Source organism: Pseudomonas sp. 22072, from assembly GCF_052046095.1.
Lineage (GTDB): Bacteria > Pseudomonadota > Gammaproteobacteria > Pseudomonadales > Pseudomonadaceae > Aquipseudomonas > Aquipseudomonas paracarnis.
In genome coordinates, this window is the sequence record NZ_JBQEQE010000011.1 from 46,652 (window position 1) to 62,941 (window position 16,290).

15 protein-coding genes are annotated in these 16,290 nt (G+C 62.7%); 5 read left to right on the top strand and 10 right to left on the bottom strand.

The window, feature by feature from the left end:
• Window positions 1–476: 476 nt before the first annotated feature.
• The 3 genes from dsbG to dsbD are packed head-to-tail and all read right to left on the bottom strand — an operon-like array spanning window position 477 to window position 3,786.
• A complete protein-coding gene (dsbG, locus tag ACTJLA_RS13530) occupies window positions 477–1,238 on the bottom strand; it encodes a thiol:disulfide interchange protein DsbG (protein WP_054896344.1) in 762 nt (253 codons plus the stop codon).
• Complete coding sequence (locus ACTJLA_RS13535; RefSeq protein WP_034126122.1) at window positions 1,214–2,059, bottom strand: TlpA disulfide reductase family protein; 846 nt, start codon at window positions 2,057–2,059, stop codon at window positions 1,214–1,216. The genes dsbG and ACTJLA_RS13535 overlap by 25 nt, the downstream gene beginning before the upstream one ends.
• Window positions 2,059–3,786, bottom strand: a complete 1,728-nt coding sequence (gene dsbD, locus ACTJLA_RS13540) for a protein-disulfide reductase DsbD (RefSeq protein WP_034126123.1) — start codon at window positions 3,784–3,786, stop codon at window positions 2,059–2,061. Before dsbD ends, ACTJLA_RS13535 begins: the two co-directional genes overlap by 1 nt.
• Window positions 3,787–3,961: 175 nt before the next feature.
• On the opposite strand from dsbD, the gene ACTJLA_RS13545 reads away from it, so the two are divergent.
• The 5 genes from ACTJLA_RS13545 to ACTJLA_RS13565 all read left to right on the top strand — a co-directional run bounded on the left by ACTJLA_RS13545 (window position 3,962) and on the right by ACTJLA_RS13565 (window position 8,834).
• A complete protein-coding gene (locus tag ACTJLA_RS13545; protein ID WP_034126124.1) occupies window positions 3,962–4,642 on the top strand; it encodes a response regulator in 681 nt (226 codons plus the stop codon).
• A complete protein-coding gene (locus ACTJLA_RS13550; protein WP_020302232.1) occupies window positions 4,642–5,961 on the top strand; it encodes an ATP-binding protein in 1,320 nt (439 codons plus the stop codon). The genes ACTJLA_RS13545 and ACTJLA_RS13550 overlap by 1 nt, the downstream gene beginning before the upstream one ends.
• Window positions 5,962–6,084: 123 nt before the next feature.
• Window positions 6,085–6,852 (top strand): N-acetylmuramoyl-L-alanine amidase, encoded by a 768-nt coding sequence (locus tag ACTJLA_RS13555; RefSeq protein ID WP_054896342.1) that lies wholly within the window; start codon window positions 6,085–6,087, stop codon window positions 6,850–6,852.
• Between the two features lie 274 nt (window positions 6,853–7,126).
• A complete protein-coding gene (locus tag ACTJLA_RS13560; protein WP_314549705.1) occupies window positions 7,127–8,527 on the top strand; it encodes an aspartate aminotransferase family protein in 1,401 nt (466 codons plus the stop codon).
• Between the two features lie 82 nt (window positions 8,528–8,609).
• Window positions 8,610–8,834: an MbtH family protein gene (locus ACTJLA_RS13565; RefSeq protein ID WP_003192847.1), complete on the top strand. Its 225-nt coding sequence runs from the start codon at window positions 8,610–8,612 to the stop codon at window positions 8,832–8,834.
• Between the two features lie 76 nt (window positions 8,835–8,910).
• On the opposite strand, the gene ACTJLA_RS13570 is transcribed toward ACTJLA_RS13565, so the two are convergent.
• The 7 genes from ACTJLA_RS13570 to minD form a co-directional block, all read right to left on the bottom strand.
• Entirely contained in the window at window positions 8,911–10,257 is a 1,347-nt protein-coding gene (locus ACTJLA_RS13570) for an amidohydrolase (protein WP_054896340.1), read from the bottom strand.
• A 16-nt stretch (window positions 10,258–10,273) separates the two neighbouring features.
• Window positions 10,274–12,439: a mechanosensitive ion channel family protein gene (locus tag ACTJLA_RS13575; protein WP_314549708.1), complete on the bottom strand. Its 2,166-nt coding sequence runs from the start codon at window positions 12,437–12,439 to the stop codon at window positions 10,274–10,276.
• Between the two features lie 72 nt (window positions 12,440–12,511).
• Window positions 12,512–12,679, bottom strand: a complete 168-nt coding sequence (locus ACTJLA_RS13580) for a hypothetical protein (protein WP_003192842.1) — start codon at window positions 12,677–12,679, stop codon at window positions 12,512–12,514.
• Between the two features lie 150 nt (window positions 12,680–12,829).
• On the bottom strand, window positions 12,830–14,119 hold the full coding sequence (locus ACTJLA_RS13585; RefSeq protein ID WP_054920433.1) for a M18 family aminopeptidase: 1,290 nt from the start codon (window positions 14,117–14,119) through the stop codon (window positions 12,830–12,832).
• A gap of 195 nt (window positions 14,120–14,314) precedes the next feature.
• The gene (locus ACTJLA_RS13590) at window positions 14,315–14,950 is read right to left on the bottom strand and encodes an RluA family pseudouridine synthase (RefSeq protein ID WP_003192838.1); all 636 of its coding nucleotides are present in this window, start codon (window positions 14,948–14,950) and stop codon (window positions 14,315–14,317) included.
• 267 nt (window positions 14,951–15,217) lie between these two features.
• The gene (minE, locus tag ACTJLA_RS13595; RefSeq protein ID WP_003175252.1) at window positions 15,218–15,472 is read right to left on the bottom strand and encodes a cell division topological specificity factor MinE; all 255 of its coding nucleotides are present in this window, start codon (window positions 15,470–15,472) and stop codon (window positions 15,218–15,220) included.
• 3 nt (window positions 15,473–15,475) lie between these two features.
• On the bottom strand, window positions 15,476–16,288 hold the full coding sequence (gene minD, locus ACTJLA_RS13600) for a septum site-determining protein MinD (RefSeq protein ID WP_003192835.1): 813 nt from the start codon (window positions 16,286–16,288) through the stop codon (window positions 15,476–15,478).
• Between the last annotated feature and the right edge of the window lie 2 nt (window positions 16,289–16,290).

A 16,290-nucleotide genomic window follows, 5' to 3' on the forward strand; every position in this document is an offset into this window, starting at 1 on the left:
CCTCGCTTAGGCTCGGTGTGCCCGAACACAGGCTTGAATCCGTGGGCCGCCGCCACGCGCCATCCATGGCGCGGGGCGGCTAACCCGGCGTCCTGCCGGGTTACCCACGAATTCAAGCATGCGTTCGGCCAGCGTGGTTTAACGGGGCGCCTGAGATCAAGATCAAAAGCAGATCAAGAGCGACTCGCTTCGCATCGTGGTTACCGTCTGCTGTTACAACCCACAAAGTTGTGTAGATACCTATGCTCATCGCAGGCAAGCCAGCTCGCACATTTGGATCGCGGGGCATCAGTTATATCTGTGTCGGCTGCCAGGCCGTCACGGGAGCAAGCTCCCTCGCCACAGATTTAGCGTCGTGCCGAAGTTGTGTAGATACCTATGCTCATCGCAGGTAAGCCAGTTCCTACATTTTGAGTTGTGAATACATTCAAATGTGGGAGCTGGCTTGCCTGCGATGGCGCCCGCGAGGGCGGCGCTTATTTTGGCCCGAGAATTTTCACTAACTTATCCGGCGAAGGCGCCCCTTGCTGCTGCTGCAACCCACCCTTGTCATCCAGATAGAAGATCGCCGGCGTCGCCGACAACTCCAGTTCATCCATCAGCTTCATATTGGCATCAAGCTTGGCCTCAACCTCGGCCGGGATCTTTTCCAGCGCCTTGAGCTTGCTGCCCTTGCCGGCGGCTTCGTGTTCTTGCAGGGCTTTTTGCGGGTCTTTGGCGGCGAGCAGGGCGGCGGATTTGCCTGGGCTGTCTTCGCGGATGATGCCGACCATGATGTGGCGCAACTGCACCTTGCCGGCCTTCACCCACGGGCGGGCCTGTTCCCAGAACATGTTGCAGTACGGGCAGTTGGGGTCGCTGAACAGGTAGACGGTGCGCGGGGCGTCTTTATCGCCATCCTGGATCCAGCTGCTGTTTTCCATCTTGGCCCAGACTTCCTTGGCCATCGGCGCGTACACCAGTTTTTCCAGGGGCGCGGTGCTCAGGTCATTGCCTTGGGCGTCGTACAGGTTGCCCGCGATCACGTGCTTGCCGTCGGCGGTCAGGTACAGGGCCATGCCACGGTTCTGGTACTGGGCGGCGTAGCCGGTGAGGCCGCTGGGGGCATCGAATTTGCCGATGATCTTGGCACCTTTGGCTTCGATCTGTTTGATCGGGGCCGGCAGGTCTTCGGCCTGGGCCAGCGTAGCGGCTAGCGTCAAAGGCAGCAGGGTCAGCAGGTGGCGGAGGCGAGGCATGTCGGTTTCCTTGTCGTGGTGTTGTCGAAGGGTTCCATGGCACGGGCCAGGCTGGCTTCGGAGAGTTCGCCCAGGTGGCTGTTGATCAGGCGCCCATCGGCTTGGTAGAACAACGTAGTCGGCAGCGCCATGGAACCCACGGCCTGGCCGAGGCGGCCGCTGGCGTCGAACAGCACGTTGTCGAGGTTCAGGCCCTGGGTGGCCAGGTAAGTGCTGACGCTTTGCATGCTTTCGGCCTGGTTGACGAACAGGAAGGTCACATCGGGGCGCATGCGCTGGGCGTTTTCCAGCACCGGCATTTCGCGTCGGCACGGCGGGCACCAGGTGGCCCAGAGGTTGATCACCAACGGGCCGCCTTGATAATCCGCCAGTTGCACCACCTCGCCATTGGCATTGCGCAGGGTGATATCCGGCAGGCGCGTGCCTTTTTCGTACAGACTGAGGGACAGGCTGGTCATGCCCCAGAACACCAGGCCGGTGATCACCCCGGCGCTGAGCGGCTTGCGCAGGGCAGGGCGACGCCAGCCGTAGACCAGCGCGCCGAGGATCAGCGCGATGATCCCGGGCCAGGCGAGAAAGCCGCCGTCACGCAGGTCGACCATCTCCACCCAGTCGTGGCTGTAATAACTCCAGTACATCAGCACAAAGCTGACGCGGGCGGCGAGCAGGCCCAGCAGAAACAGGCTGAACAGCACCGACTCCGGGTTTTCGCCGCCGCGCTTGGCCACGCGCCAGCCCACCAGGGTGGCGAGAATCAGCGCGCTGATCAGCAGCAGGTGATTCAGGGCGATGGCGAAGGTGCCGATGGTGAGGGTCAGCATCAGAGAGCGTCCCGCGTCTGGGTCCAGCGTTGCAGGAAGGCGGCGGCGTCTACTTCGCCGGTGATGCGTTGGGCGCGGCGTTCTTCACCGTCCGGGCCGATCCACACGAAGCTCGGTGGCCCTGGCACTTTGTAGCGGCCCAGCAGCTCGCGGCTGGCGGCGTTGTCGGCGGTGACGTCCAGGCGTAACAGGCGCACGTCTTTGAGCGCGTCCATCACCTCGGGTTTGCCGAACACCTGTTTCTCCATGATCTTGCACGACACGCACCAGTCGGCGTAGTAGTCCAGCAGCACCCATTGGCCCTGGGCCTTGGCACTGTCGAGCTGGCTTTGCAGCACGGCCGGGTCGTTGATCGTGGTGAAGGCATCGTGGGCGCTCGGTGCACCGGCGACCTTTGAGCCACTGTAAACCTTCAAGGGTTGCCACAGCTCATCGCTGCCACCGGCCGCCCCCACCACCAGCACCGCGCCCCACAGACCCAGCACCAGGGAACCAGCGCCGAATACCTTGGCCGCCAGGCCGGACTCACGGGCCAGCGCCCAGCCACAGTACGCCATCACCAGCGCCAAGGCGCCCCACAGGCCGATCCACAGGCTGTCGCCGACCACCGGGCGAATCATCAGCACCGCGGTGCCCAGGAACAGGAAGCCGAAGATGCCCTTGAGCACGTTCATCCAGGTGCCCGGCTTGGGCAGGAAGCGATTGCCCACAGTCACCAGCAGCAACAGCGGGATGCCGATACCGATGCCCATGGCAAACAGGATCAGCCCCCCGTGCAGCGCATTGCCGCTCTGGGCGATGTACAGCAGGGCGCCAGCCAGGGGCGCGGTCATGCACGGCCCCACCAGCAGGCCGGACAACGCGCCGAGCACACCGGCACCTACCAGGCTGCCACCGCTTTGCTGGCGGCTGACGTTATCGAGGCGGTCGCGCAGGAAGGCGGGCAGTTGCAGTTCAAAGAAGCCGAACATCGGCAGGGCGAGCAGCACGAACAACGCCGCAAAGCTGCCGAGGATCCACGGGGTTTGCAGTAACGCCGCCAGGTTGGCGCCGAGCAACGCGGCCATCACCCCCAGGGCGGCATACACCAGCGCCATGCACACCACGTAGCTGCCGGCCAGGGCAAAGCCGCGACGCGGGCTGGCGCCGCTACCGACCACCAGGCCAGCGAGGATCGGCAGCATCGGCAACGAGCAGGGCGCAAACGCCAACAGCAGGCCCAGGCCGAAGAACACCAGCAGGCTCCACCCCAGGCTGCGCTGCTGCAGGCCGCTGGCCAGGCTTTGATCCTGGGCTTGCGCGGTCGCGGCGACGGCCGGGTTGCCGCCCAGGTCCACGGTGATCGACTGCGGCGGATAGCACAGGCCCGCATCGGCGCAGCCCTGCCAGCCGAGCTTGACCTGGCCGGTGGTGCCAGCGGGGATCTTCACTTCCAGGCCCTGGCGATACACCTGTTGTTCACCAAAGAACTCGTCGCTATGGGCTTCACCCTCGGGCAGCACGGGTTTTTCGGCCAGGCCGTCGAACTTCATGCGCTGCTGGTACAGATAGTAACCGTCGGCAATCTGCCAAAACAGCTGGGTTTCGCCGCTTTCAAGACGTTCGGAGGTAAAGGCGAAGGCTTTGCCTACCGGGAGGAAGTCGGGTTTGGTTTCGAAGGGGCTGCCCGGCGCTGCCTGGGCGAATCCCGCGAACAACACCAGCAGAAAGGTAAACAGATGCCGCATGGTCAAGCCTTAGTTCGATGCAAGTGAGGCACACAATGTGTGGCGTTGATTAACCGATGATTAACCGCCGCTATTCTAGAGCGTAGGGATTGTCCGGTGTTGCGAACTTTAGCGGCATAATGCGCGCTTAATCCGTGGCTTTTCTAATCGCGCCATCTTTCATGAAGGGTTAACCATGCACGTACTGGTCTGTGAAGACGACGAACTGATCGCCAGTGGCATCGTGGCCGGCCTGACCGCCCAGGGCTTTACCGTGGAGCGCGTGGCCACGGCCTCGGCGGCGCGGGCGATGCTCAAGGCCGCGGCCTTCGACATCATGGTGCTCGACCTCGGCCTGCCCGACGAAGACGGCCTCAAGCTGCTGCAACAACAGCGCAGCCAGGGGTTGGACATTCCGGTGCTGATCCTCACCGCGCGGGACTCGGTGACCAACCGCGTCGATGGCTTGCAAGCCGGCGCCGACGATTACCTGCTCAAGCCCTTCGACTTGCGTGAACTCGCCGCTCGCCTGCAAACCCTGTTGCGCCGGGTGGCGGGGCGCAGCGTCAACCTGATCGAACATGGGCGCCTGGCCTACGACCCCAGCAGCCGCGAGACCTTCCTCGGCGGCCAGCCGGTGGATCTGTCCCGGCGTGAACAGGCGTTGTTGCAGGCACTGTTGCACAACAAGGGCCGCGTACTGTCCAGCGAACAGCTCAAGGACAGCGTCTACGGCTTCAGCGACGAACTGGAAAGCAACGCCCTCAACGTGCATATCCACCACCTGCGGCGCAAGTTGGGCAATGGCATCGTGGAAACCGTCAGGGGGCTGGGCTATCGCCTGGGTACGGCTGATGGGGGAGACAACACGCCGTGATGAGCTTGCGTCTGCGCCTGACGTTCAAGCTGGGCGCCGCTTTTGTACTGATCTGGGTGCTGGCGGCCGCCTGGATGCTCAACGACTTGCGCAACCAGATGATGTTTTCCCTCGACCAGCGCCTGGTGGCCTCTGCGCGCATGGTGGCCGGGCTCACCGAGCAGATGCCGGGCCTGGCCAGCGTCAGCGGGGGCGCGCATTTGCGCACCGAACAACTGAATGTGCCGGGTGGCATGGCTTGCCAGGTCAGCTCCTTGCGTGGCGAGATCCTGGCGCGCAGTCATACCACGCCGGAGGAAGGGTTGGAGTCGCGCCGCAGCGGCTTTCGCGACCAGATCATCGACGGCGTGGGCTGGCGCAGTTTTACCCTGTCCCGTGGCGACTTGCTGATCACCACCGCCGACCGCCAGGTGGAGCGTGAAGCCCTCAACCTGTCGATCCTGCTGGCGGCGTCGGTGCCGGTCGGCGTGGCATTGCTGGGCTGCCTGTGCCTGCTGTGGCTGGGCATTGGCCAGAGCCTGGTGCCGCTCAACCGTATGCGGGATGCCCTGATGCGGCGCAGTGTCGACTCCCTCGAGCCTCTGCAGATTCATCCTCTGCCCAGTGAACTCAAGCCGTTGCTCGACACCCAGAACCAACTGCTGCAGCGCATCGCCAAGACCATCGAGCGCGAACGTCGCCTGACCGGTGACGCCGCCCATGAACTGCGCAGCCCGTTGACCGCGATCAAGACCCACCTGCAAGTCGCGCGCATGACCGAGGGCGCGGCCCGCGACCAGTCCCTGGCGCACGCCGAGGAGGGCGCCGATCGCTTGCATCGCACCCTGGAGCAACTGTTGTTGCTGGCGCGGGTGGAGGGCAGCCTGTCGTTTGACGATGGCCTGCAGTCCAGTGCCGAGGAAGTCGCCCGGTTGGCGATCCAGGATGCCAACGCCGGCGACAATTCACGCATTGATCTGATCCTGGCGCCGGATCTTTCCCCTGTTCCAGTGGCAATGCCTGTGGGCCTTGCCGTCGCGGCCTTGCGTAACCTGCTGGACAACGCCTTGCGCCATACCCCGGCCGATACCCGCGTGGAACTGCAGGTGTTTTCTACCCCGGATAACGTGGTGTTCCGCGTGCGTGACCATGGCCAGCAGATCTCCAGCGAAGACCTGCAATACCTCACCCAACGCTTCTGGCGCAATGGCAGCAGCGAAGGCTGTGGCCTGGGCCTGGCGATTGTCCAGGCGATCGTGCAGCGCTGTTCCTGCTCGTTGCACTTCGACAGCCAGCCCGATGGTATGCGGGTCGACCTGGGCATGCCGTTGCGGCGCTGAGCAGTCCTATTCACGTGGCAAATAATTACCGCCCGCCTGAGGCTCAAGCCTTCAGGATGGCGGTAATTTTTTTGCGCTTGAACGGGCCGAATGAGTCGGCCTGAATTGAAAAGGACTGTTCTTATGTTGGTGATCGACACCAGTTTCCCCGCCAGGGATTTCAACGACCGCCGTGGCGAATCCGTGCAGCAGGTGCTTGTGCACTACACGGCCGCGCCCTTTGCTTCCTCGCTACGCACCCTCACCCAAGATGGCGTCAGCGCCCACTATCTGCTGCCCGACCCCGCTGAACCCAGCTACCGCGCTGCCGGTTATGAAGAGCTGCGGGTGTTTCGCCTGGTGGACGAGGACCAGCGCGCCTGGCACGCAGGCGTGAGCTATTGGGCGGGGAAGGCCGATCTCAACAGCCGCTCGGTGGGCATTGAAATCGTCAACCTGGCGCGGGATGAAGCGGGGGTCTTTACCTTTCCGGAGTACGCACCGGCACAGATTGACCTACTGATTGAATTGCTTCGCGACCTGCTGGAGCGCTATCCACAGGTGGGCCCCACTGACTGGCTCGGGCATTCGGACGTGGCCTACTGGCGCAAGAGCGACCCTGGGCCTCGGTTGCCCTGGCGTGTGCTGCATGAGGCCGGCATCGGGGCCTGGTTTGATGAATCGAGCCGGGCGATGTACCAGCGCCGCTTTTGTCTCGGCTTGCCGCCGGAGGTCGAAGTGGAGCGGGCGTTTCAGCGTTATGGCTACAAGCCCGCGCAGAATCGCCGGGCCTTTGAACAGCGCACCCGGGCGTTCCAGATGCACTTTCGGCCACGGGATTATTGTGGATTCCTGGATGCAGAGACGTGCGCGATCTTGTATGCCCTGAACGAAAAGTACCGCGGGATTTAATACCGAGCACTGTTCAAATGTAGGAGCGAGCTTGCTCGCGAAAAACGTCAACGATACCGCGGGCTTTCTGGATAAACGCGGCGCCGGGGAGTTTTTCGCGAGCAAGCTCGCTCCTACAATTGGATCTTCATTCATCAGTTAACAACCCTCGTCCCCTAAATCCTTTTCACGCTGAAGCGTCTCCACAACAGGAAATCCGTGCGCATGCCCTTGGGCCAGACGCCAACGGATCGGCAGTTTGGTCACGATCATCAGCGTATTGAGGGATCCACAGATGTCAGTCGCTACCAGCCGTATCGAAGACGCCCCGGTGCAGGCCGCGGAAACGCTCTATCAGTTTGACGAAAGCCCGCTGCTGGCCCGCCAGCGCCAGCAGGAATCCAACGCCCGCAGCTACCCACGGCGCATCCCCCTGGCACTCAAACGCGCCAAGGGCATTTACGTGGAGGACGTGGAGGGGCGCCGGTTCATCGACTGCCTGGCCGGCGCCGGAACCCTGGCGCTGGGGCATAACCACCCGGTGGTGATCCAGGCCATCCAGCAAGTGCTGAGCGACGAACTGCCCCTGCATACTCTGGATCTGACTACGCCGGTCAAGGATCAATTCGTGCAGGACCTGTTCGGTTTGCTCCCATCGGAACTGGCGCGAGAAGCGAAAATCCAGTTCTGCGGCCCCACCGGCACTGATGCGGTGGAAGCCGCGTTGAAGCTGGTGCGCACTGCTACCGGGCGCAGCACCGTGCTGTCGTTCCAGGGCGGCTATCACGGCATGAGCCAGGGCGCGCTGAGTTTGATGGGCAGCCTGGGGCCAAAGAAACCCTTGGGCGCCTTGCTCGGCAATGGCGTGCAATTCCTGCCGTTCCCGTATGACTACCGTTGCCCGTTTGGGCTGGGTGGCGCCGAAGGTGTGCGGGTCAACCTGCATTACCTGGAAAACCTGCTCAACGACCCGGAAGCCGGCGTGCTGTTGCCAGCGGCGGTGATTGTCGAAGTGGTCCAGGGTGAGGGCGGTGTGATCCCGGCGGACATCGACTGGCTGCGTGGCCTGCGCCGTATCACCGCGCAAGCGGGGGTGGCGCTGATCGTCGATGAGATCCAGAGCGGTTTTGGGCGTACCGGCAAAATGTTTGCCTTCGAACACGCCGGCATCATTCCGGACGTGGTGGTCATGTCCAAGGCGATTGGCGGCAGCCTGCCGCTGGCGGTGGTGGTGTATCGCGACTGGCTCGACACCTGGCTGCCGGGCGCCCATGCCGGGACCTTCCGCGGCAACCAGATGGCGATGGCGGCGGGCTCGGCGGTGATGCGCTACCTCAAGGATCACGACCTGGCAGGCCATGCGGCGACCATGGGCGAGCGCCTGGGCGAACACCTGCGCATCCTGCAGCGCGACTTCCCGCACCTGGGGGATATCCGTGGGCGTGGGCTGATGCTGGGGGTGGAGCTGGTAGACCCGACTGGCACGCCTGATAGTCAGGGCCACCCACCGGTGCATCGCCAGCTGGCGCCGCTGGTGCAGCGCGAATGCCTCAAGCGCGGGCTGATCCTGGAACTGGGCGGGCGCCATGGCGGTGTGGTGCGTTTCCTGCCACCGCTGGTGATCACCGCTGGCGAAGTCGACCAGGTGGCTGAGATTTTCGGGCGCGCCTTGGCGGCGGCCGTGGCCAGCCTGTAATTTTCCAGGCCCTTGGTACGTTTCTACAGATATCGGTGCTGCGCGTGGTGCGCAGCCAGCCTTTGAGCGACGGAGAACAGCAATGACCTCAGTATTTGACCGCGACGACATCCTCTTTCAGGTAGTGGTCAACCATGAAGAACAGTATTCGATCTGGCCCGACTACAAGGCCGTGCCGGAAGGCTGGCGCACCGTGGGCAAGAGTGGCATGAAGAAGGAATGCCTGGCGTATATCGAGGAAGTGTGGACCGACATGCGGCCGTTGAGCCTGCGCCAGAAAATGGATGGCGCGGCCCTCGCCAACTGATTCACCCCAACACACTGTAGGAGCGAGCTTGCTCGCGAAGAACGCAAGAACGCCGCGTTNGCGAGCAAGCTCGCTCCTACAGGGGGGTATGGGTATAGAGGTAATCCGTCGCCAACGACGCCAGCGTCCTCACGCCTACCACCAACGCCGACTCATCCACAAAGAACCCTGGGTTGTGATTCGGCGCCGCCTTGCTCATGTCCTGATCCCTTGGGGTCACCCCCAGGAAGACAAACAGCCCCGGCGCCTCCTTGGCATAGAACGAGAAGTCTTCGGCGCCACCCACCAACGGGCCTTGCACCACATCATCCTGAGCCGCCCAGCGCAGGCTCGGCAGCATTTTCTCGGTCAGCGCCGGGTTGTTGATGGTGGGGTCGTACTTCTCGATGATCGTCACTTCGGCCTTGGCGCCACCGCTTTCGGCGATTTTCTCTACGGTTTGACGCACGTCTGCATGCAGCTTCTGGCGGATACCGTAGTCGTAGGAGCGAATGGTGCCGCTCATGTCCACCGACTCGGGGATGATGTTATAGCGGGTGCCACCGTTGATGGTGCCGATGCTCACCACAGAGGGGAATGACGAAATATCGGTACGGCGGCTGACCACGGTCTGCAGGCCGACAATGGTTTGAGCGCCAACGGTGATCGGGTCGATACCGTCCCAGGGGCGGCCGGCGTGGGTCTGTTTGCCGAGGATCCTGATGCGCAGGTCATCGGAGCTGGCCAGGGTTGGGCCCGGGCGGTAGGCGATTTGCCCGGCAGGCACACCGGCCCACACATGCAGGCCAAATACCGCATCGGGCTTGGGCGCTTTCATCACGCCTTCCTGCACCATCATCTTCGCACCCCAGGTGTTCTTGCCGTCGGGGATAAAGTCGCTGGGGCCTTCTTCGGCCGGTTGGAAATAAAACACCACGGTGCCGGGCAGGCGCTCGCGCATCCCGGTGAGAATCTTCGCAGTGCTCAGCAGGATAGCGGTATGGGCGTCGTGGCCGCAGGCGTGCATCACGTCGACTTCTTTGCCCAGGTAGGTGCCCTTGGCTTTGGAGGCGAAGGGCAGGTCGGCGACTTCCTTGACCGGCAGCGCATCCATGTCGGCGCGCAGGGCCACGGTCGGGCCGGGCAGGGCGCCTTTCAAGATGGCGACGACGCCAGTGCGGGCCACCCCGGTCTTCACCTCAAGGCCGAGTTCGCGCAACTGTTTGGCGACCAACTCGGCGGTGCGGGTTTCGGTATTGCCCAGTTCCGGATGGGCGTGGATATCGCGGCGGGTTTCCAACAGGCTGGGTTCGAGGATTTTTGCCTGGGCGGCAATGGTTTCCCGGGCACTGTCCTGGCCGCTGCTGGCGGCGATCACTGCACTGCTCGCGACCGCGCCGAGCAGACCCAAAACCCATTGGTGTGTCAGACCGTTCATTCGCATACCAACCTCTCCTTGCTTATTGTTGTGGATCTTTCTCCTGCACGCTGCCGGCAGTCTGCACCTGCACGCTCAAGCGCGGTGTCGCCAGGTCCAGCCCGGCTTCATCCAGGTGCCGCTTGAGCGACAGGTTGAATGCCCGCGACACTTCCCACTGCTTGATCGGCGCGGTCTTGAAGCGTGCGCGCAGGATCGCGCTGCCGGACTCGAAACTTTCCACGCCCTGGATCTCCAACGGCGACCAGATATTGCGGCGTTGCAATGGGTCGTTACGCATGGCCTGGCCGACTTCGCGCATCAGTTTGATCGCGTCGTCGATTTCCATGTTGTAGGGGATCGCCACGCGGAAGATCGCGTAGCCGAACTCCCGGGAGTAGTTTTTGATGCTCTTGATTTCGCTGAACGGGATGGTGTGCACGATGCCGTCGATGTCGCGCAGGCGCACGGTACGGATGGTCAGGCCTTCCACCGTGCCGAGGTGGCCGCCCACATCCACGTAGTCGTCGATGGCCAGGGAGTCTTCGATGATGATGAACAGGCCGGTGATCAAGTCCGCCACCAGCGACTGTGCACCAAAACCGATGGCGATACCGATCACACCCGCACCGGCCAGCAAGGGCGTGACGTTCATGCCCATGTTCGCCAGGGCGACGATGGCGGCGATAATGAAAATGGTCACGAACAGCACGTTGCGGATCAACGGCATCATGGTTTGCGCACGCGCGTTGGCCAGGCCTTTGCGCGAGCGGGTCAGGGCGTGGTGAATCGCGGTGTCGCTGAGGATCCAGATCAGCCAGGCAAACAACAAGGTCCCACCGAGGCCGAACAGCTTCACGGCTATTTCATGGCCTTCACCTTCGGTAAAGCGAATCATCGACAGGCCCCAGACCCGCAGCCCCAGTTCGATGAATACCAGCCACACCACCAGGTGCACCAGGGTGTAGACAAAGCCTTTGAGGCGTTCGGAGTACAGCGCGTGGCGTTTGTGCCCGCGTTGCGGCTTGAGAGCGTGGCGGCGCACCAGGCCGTTGATCACCATGCACAACACCAGCAGCACCGTGCACAGCAACGACTGGCGCAGGGCGGTGCTGGTGTCGCCGGCCGACAAGAAGGTGGCGAACAGTGAGATGCCCACCAGCAGAAGAGCCGGGATGTACCAGAAGGTGCCGATGATCGACAGAGTATCGGTGAGGGCGCGGCGCGTCAGTCGGCGCGACAGCGGCTGGTTGCGGATCAGGTGCGCGATGGGCCGGCGGAAACGCAGGATAAACACCCCGGTGGACAACGCCGCCATGACATTGGCCACGGTCGCGGCGGTGTGGGCCAGATGCTGGCCGAGCGCGGCAACCAGGCGCGGGTCGCTCAAGGCTTCGCCGAAGGCGGCAAAACTGCCGATCCACCACAGCGGGCGGAACGCCTGGTGGCGCAGGATATACAAGGCGCGGTGGCGGTGCGGGCCGTCGAGTACGGAGAAGGCAATCACGCAGATTGCCGAGAAACAGGTGCCGACCACCAAGGCATAGGCCAGCACCATGGCCAGGGATTTGCCCAGGGAGGAAGGCAGGGCGTAGCTCAGGTAAACCGTGATCACCAGGGCGATCAACCAGGGGCCCAGCTTGCGCAGGGCAAAGCGCAGCATGTCCCAGGTGCGCGGGTGCTGCGGCAGCTCTTCGGGCAGGCCGAAACGCTCGCGCACCCGATGGCTGAGCCAGATCAGCGCAGCGGCCAGCAGGCTCCATACGGCCAGGATCACGGCAAAACCGAAGATGATCGGCAGCCATTCGCTGGCCGGCAACATCAGGGCGGCCAGTTCATCCTTGGCCAGGTCGACTTCATTGGACCAGCGCCCCAACGGGCTGTCGGCGCCGGAAAACTGCTGCTCAAAGCCCGACAGCGTACTGCCAATCAACCCGAGTACCCCGAGTTCGGCGGCGGGCTGGGCCTTTTGCGTGGCGGCGCGCAGTTTCTTCAGGTCGCTGAGCAACTGGGTGCGTTGCTGGTCGTTTTCCAGGGTCTTGATCACTTCGTCCAGCGACTGCCCCAGGGGCACTTCCGCCTGGGGTTGGGTCTTGCTGGAGCCGCCCAGCATCCCGGGCAAGCCCACGGCTTGGGCGGGCATCACTGGCAGCAGCGTGAGCAGGGCGATCAGCAGGTAGCAGGGCAGGGCAAACAGACGGGAGAACACGAGGCGGTCAACCTTGAAAACGACGAATTGACCGAGTGTACGAGGCCGCTATGCCCAATGCGAGCGCATTTGTCACTGCGCCAGTTTGGCGAGGATCTTGTAGAGCACGGTGCCGAGGATCAACAGCATGCCGATCCACATGCCAAACACGCCCAGAGGCTTGTCGCGAAAGTTGAAGCCGACCGCGAGCATGATCATACCGATCACGATGGGGATCAGCATGGCGTGGAATGAGGACATTGAGATCATGGCGAGGGGCGGCCTTGTGGGACTGGAAGTTCTGACAAGTCTAGGCCGGATTGGCAGAAGTGCAGTTGATGTGAGTCAGATAGCCTTATATCTGTTTGGAAACCCATCGCGGGNCTTGCCCGCGATGGGCGCGCCTCGGTCTCAGGGTAAATCGCGACTGGCGTAGAACGCCCCCAGCACCTTGACCAGATGCGCCAGGTCATGGCTGCCACACAGCTCGCGGATGGAGTGCATGGCAAAGGTCGGCAAGCCGATGTCCACGGTGCGCACGCCCAGGTGGCTGGCGGTGATGGGGCCGATGGTCGAGCCGCAGCCCATGTCGCTGCGTACCACGAAGCTTTGCACTGGCACTTCCTGAGCCATGCACAGGTGGCGGAAGAACCCGGCGGTTTCGCTGTTGGTGGCGTAGCGCTGGTTGCTGTTGACCTTGATCACCGGGCCGGCGTTGAGTTTCGGGCCGTGGTTGGCGTCGTGTTTCTCGGCGTAGTTGGGGTGCACACCGTGAGCGTTATCTGCCGACACCAGCAGGGATTTCTGAATGGTGCGTACGAATTCTTCACCTTCGGGCAGCAGGCGACGCAGGGTCTGTTCCAGCATCGGGCCATCGGCACCGCAGGCCGAGCAGGAGCCGACTTCTTCGTGGTCGTTGCACACCAGCACGCAGGTTTCATCGGTGTCGCTGGTGAGCAATGCTTGCAAACCGGCGTAGCACGACAGCAGGTTGTCCAGGCGCGCACCGGCAATGAAGTCGCCATTGAGGCCGATCACGGCAGCACTTTGGGTGTCGTAGAAACTCAGCTCGTAGTCGAGTACCACATCGGCATTCAAACCATGCTCGCGGGCCAACTGTTCGGTGAGCACGGCGCGAAAGTCCACGCGCTCGTCACCGGCAAACTGCGCCAGGATCGGCGGCAGCTCGGTCTGGGCATTGATTGCCCAGCCCTGGTTGGCTTCACGGTTGAGGTGAATGGCCAGGTTGGGAATGATGGCGATCGGCAGTTTGAAGTCGATCAGTTGGCTCTCGACCTTGCCATCGCGGCGGAAGGTAACACGCCCGGCGAGGGACAGGTCGCGGTCGAACCAGGGCGCCAGCAGCGCGCCGCCGTAGACTTCCACACCCAGTTGCCAGAAGCCGTGGCGTTGCAGCTCCGGCTGGGGCTTGACCCGCAGGCACGGGCTGTCGGTGTGGGCGCCGACCATACGGATACCATCTTGCAGCGGCGATTGGCGGCCGAGCTTGAAGGCGATGATCGAGGAGTCATTGCGGGTCACGTAGTAGCGACCGTTGGCCTCGGTGGCCCAGGTGTCGCGCTCGTCGAGACGCTGGTAGCCGGCCGCCTCCAGGCGTTGGGCCAGGGCGGCAGTGGCATGAAAAGGAGTAGGGGAGGCCTTGAGGAAGTCGATCAGGCCTTGATTCAACGCTTCGCGCATAAATAGCTCCAGACAGCAGTGGCGAGAGTTTACCGTATTGGCCAGATATTTGGAGTGAGCGTGCATGGCTGAGAACCACATCAAACCCTGTGGGAGCTGGCTTGCCTGCGATAGCGGTCTTTCTGTGCCAGATGTATTGGCTGGCACGCCGATATCGCAGGCAAGCCAGCTCCCACATTTGACCGCATCAGCCCTTCAAAAAGGCGCAGGGCACTCGAAGCGCAGGCGCTCGCCGCTTTGCGGATGGGTGAAGCTGAGCATGCTTGCATGCAGGCACAGGCGCGGCCAGGCGGCCAGGGCTTGTTCATGGGCGTACAGACCATCGCCCAGCAACGGATGCCCGATGGACAACATATGCACGCGCAACTGGTGCGAGCGCCCGGTGATGGGTGTCAGCTCTACGCGGCACCAGTCGCCGCAACGCTCCAGCACTTTCCAGAAGGTCAGTGCATGTTTGCCGAACTCATGGTCGACCACATGGCGGGGCTTGGTCGGCGGGTCGTAGCGCAGGGGCAGGTCGATGCTGCCGCTGTCCAGTGCCGGTTGGCCCCAGGCCAGGGCGGTGTAGGCCTTTTCGGTCTCGCGGTCGTGAAACTGGCGGGACAGTTCGCGGTGGGTGTCGGCGTCCCGGGCCAGCAGGATGATCCCCGACGTTTCCCAGTCCAGGCGATGGACGATGCGGGCTTCTGGGTAGCCGTTTTCCTGCAGGCGAGTGATCAGGCAGTCCTTGTTGTCGTCGGCGCGACCAGGCACCGAGAGCAGCAGGGTCGGCTTGTTCACCACCAGGACAGCGTCGTCCTGATGCAGGATATGGATATTGGACAGCGGCATTAAACAGCCTCGTAACAAACGCCAACGGCGGCTCCACTGACTGCCCCCTCACCCTGTAGGAGCGAGCTTGTGTGGCGAGGGAGCTTGCTCCCGCTGGAGTGCGTAGCACTCCCAAACCGCTCAACGAGTTGCAACTGATGTAACTCGATCGTTCAGTCTGGGGCCGCTTCGCAGCCCAGCGGGAGCAAGCTCCCTCGCCACACAAGCTCGCTCCTACAGCAGTACAGGGGCCAGGTAGCGGAGCCGCCGTGGCGACCGCCCGTTCGATCAACGATCGGGCAGGGTGATATTGAGTTCCAGAATCGAGCAGCTGCCGTCATTTTCCAGGGCGACATGCACGTCATCGTTGCCGATATTGACGTACTTGCGGATCACCTCGACCAGTTCCTTCTGCAAGGCTGGCAGGTAATCCGGCGTGCTGCGTTGGCCGCGTTCGTGCGCCACGATGATCTGTAGACGCTCTTTCGCTACCGACGCGGTACTTGGCTTTTTGTTGGCGCGAAAGAAGTCGAGAAATTTCATTGTTTAGTTGCCTCCAAAGATACGCTCGAAGAATCCCTTCTTCTTGACATCGAGGAAGCGGTGTTCCACGGTCTTGCCCAGCAAGCGATCAACTGCATCGCTGTACGCCTGGCCGGCGTCGCTCTGGTCGTCGAGAATCACCGGTACGCCCTGGTTGGATGCCTTCAGGACGGCCTGGGATTCCGGAATCACGCCCAGCAGGGTCACGGCGAGGATTTCCTTCACGTCTTCAACACCCAGCATTTCGCCGTTGTTGACGCGCTCCGGGTTGTAGCGGGTGAGCAGCAGGTGCTCCTTGATCGGGTCCTGGCCTTCTTCGGCGCGCTTGGACTTGCTGGCCAACAGGCCGAGCATGCGGTCCGAGTCACGTACCGAGGAGACTTCCGGGTTGGTTACCACGATGGCTTCGTCGGCGAAGTACATCGCCAGGTGAGCACCGGTTTCGATACCGGCCGGAGAATCGCAGACCACGTATTCGAAGGTTTCCTTGAGCTCGGCGAGGACTTTGCCGACGCCTTCTTTGGTCAGCGCGTCTTTGTCACGGGTCTGGCTGGCAGCCAGCACGTACAGGTTCTCAAGGCGCTTGTCCTTGATCAGGGCCTGTTGCAGGTTGGCTTCGCCGTTCACCACGTTGACGAAGTCATACACCACGCGACGCTCGCAGCCCATGATCAGGTCAAGGTTACGCAGACCGACGTCGAAGTCGACGATGACTGTCTTGTGGCCGCGCAGAGCGAGGCCGGTACCGATAGCGGCGCTGGTGGTGGTCTTACCCACACCACCCTTGCCGGATGTAACCACGAGAATCTTGGCCAAGG

Excerpts from the sequence above, each read along its gene's own strand:
- dsbG (WP_054896344.1), bottom strand. The coding sequence starts at position 1,238 with ATGCCTCGCCTCCGCCACCTGCTGACCCTGCTGCCTTTGACGCTAGCC.
- ACTJLA_RS13535 (WP_034126122.1), bottom strand. The coding sequence starts at position 2,059 with ATGCTGACCCTCACCATCGGCACCTTCGCCATCGCCCTGAATCACCTG.
- dsbD (WP_034126123.1), bottom strand. The coding sequence starts at position 3,786 with ATGCGGCATCTGTTTACCTTTCTGCTGGTGTTGTTCGCGGGATTCGCC.
- ACTJLA_RS13545 (WP_034126124.1), top strand. The coding sequence starts at position 3,962 with ATGCACGTACTGGTCTGTGAAGACGACGAACTGATCGCCAGTGGCATC.
- ACTJLA_RS13550 (WP_020302232.1), top strand. The coding sequence starts at position 4,642 with ATGAGCTTGCGTCTGCGCCTGACGTTCAAGCTGGGCGCCGCTTTTGTA.
- ACTJLA_RS13555 (WP_054896342.1), top strand. The coding sequence starts at position 6,085 with ATGTTGGTGATCGACACCAGTTTCCCCGCCAGGGATTTCAACGACCGC.
- ACTJLA_RS13560 (WP_314549705.1), top strand. The coding sequence starts at position 7,127 with ATGTCAGTCGCTACCAGCCGTATCGAAGACGCCCCGGTGCAGGCCGCG.
- ACTJLA_RS13565 (WP_003192847.1), top strand. The coding sequence starts at position 8,610 with ATGACCTCAGTATTTGACCGCGACGACATCCTCTTTCAGGTAGTGGTC.
- ACTJLA_RS13570 (WP_054896340.1), bottom strand. The coding sequence starts at position 10,257 with ATGCGAATGAACGGTCTGACACACCAATGGGTTTTGGGTCTGCTCGGC.
- ACTJLA_RS13580 (WP_003192842.1), bottom strand. The coding sequence starts at position 12,679 with ATGTCCTCATTCCACGCCATGCTGATCCCCATCGTGATCGGTATGATC.
- ACTJLA_RS13585 (WP_054920433.1), bottom strand. The coding sequence starts at position 14,119 with ATGCGCGAAGCGTTGAATCAAGGCCTGATCGACTTCCTCAAGGCCTCC.
- ACTJLA_RS13590 (WP_003192838.1), bottom strand. The coding sequence starts at position 14,950 with ATGCCGCTGTCCAATATCCATATCCTGCATCAGGACGACGCTGTCCTG.
- minE (WP_003175252.1), bottom strand. The coding sequence starts at position 15,472 with ATGAAATTTCTCGACTTCTTTCGCGCCAACAAAAAGCCAAGTACCGCG.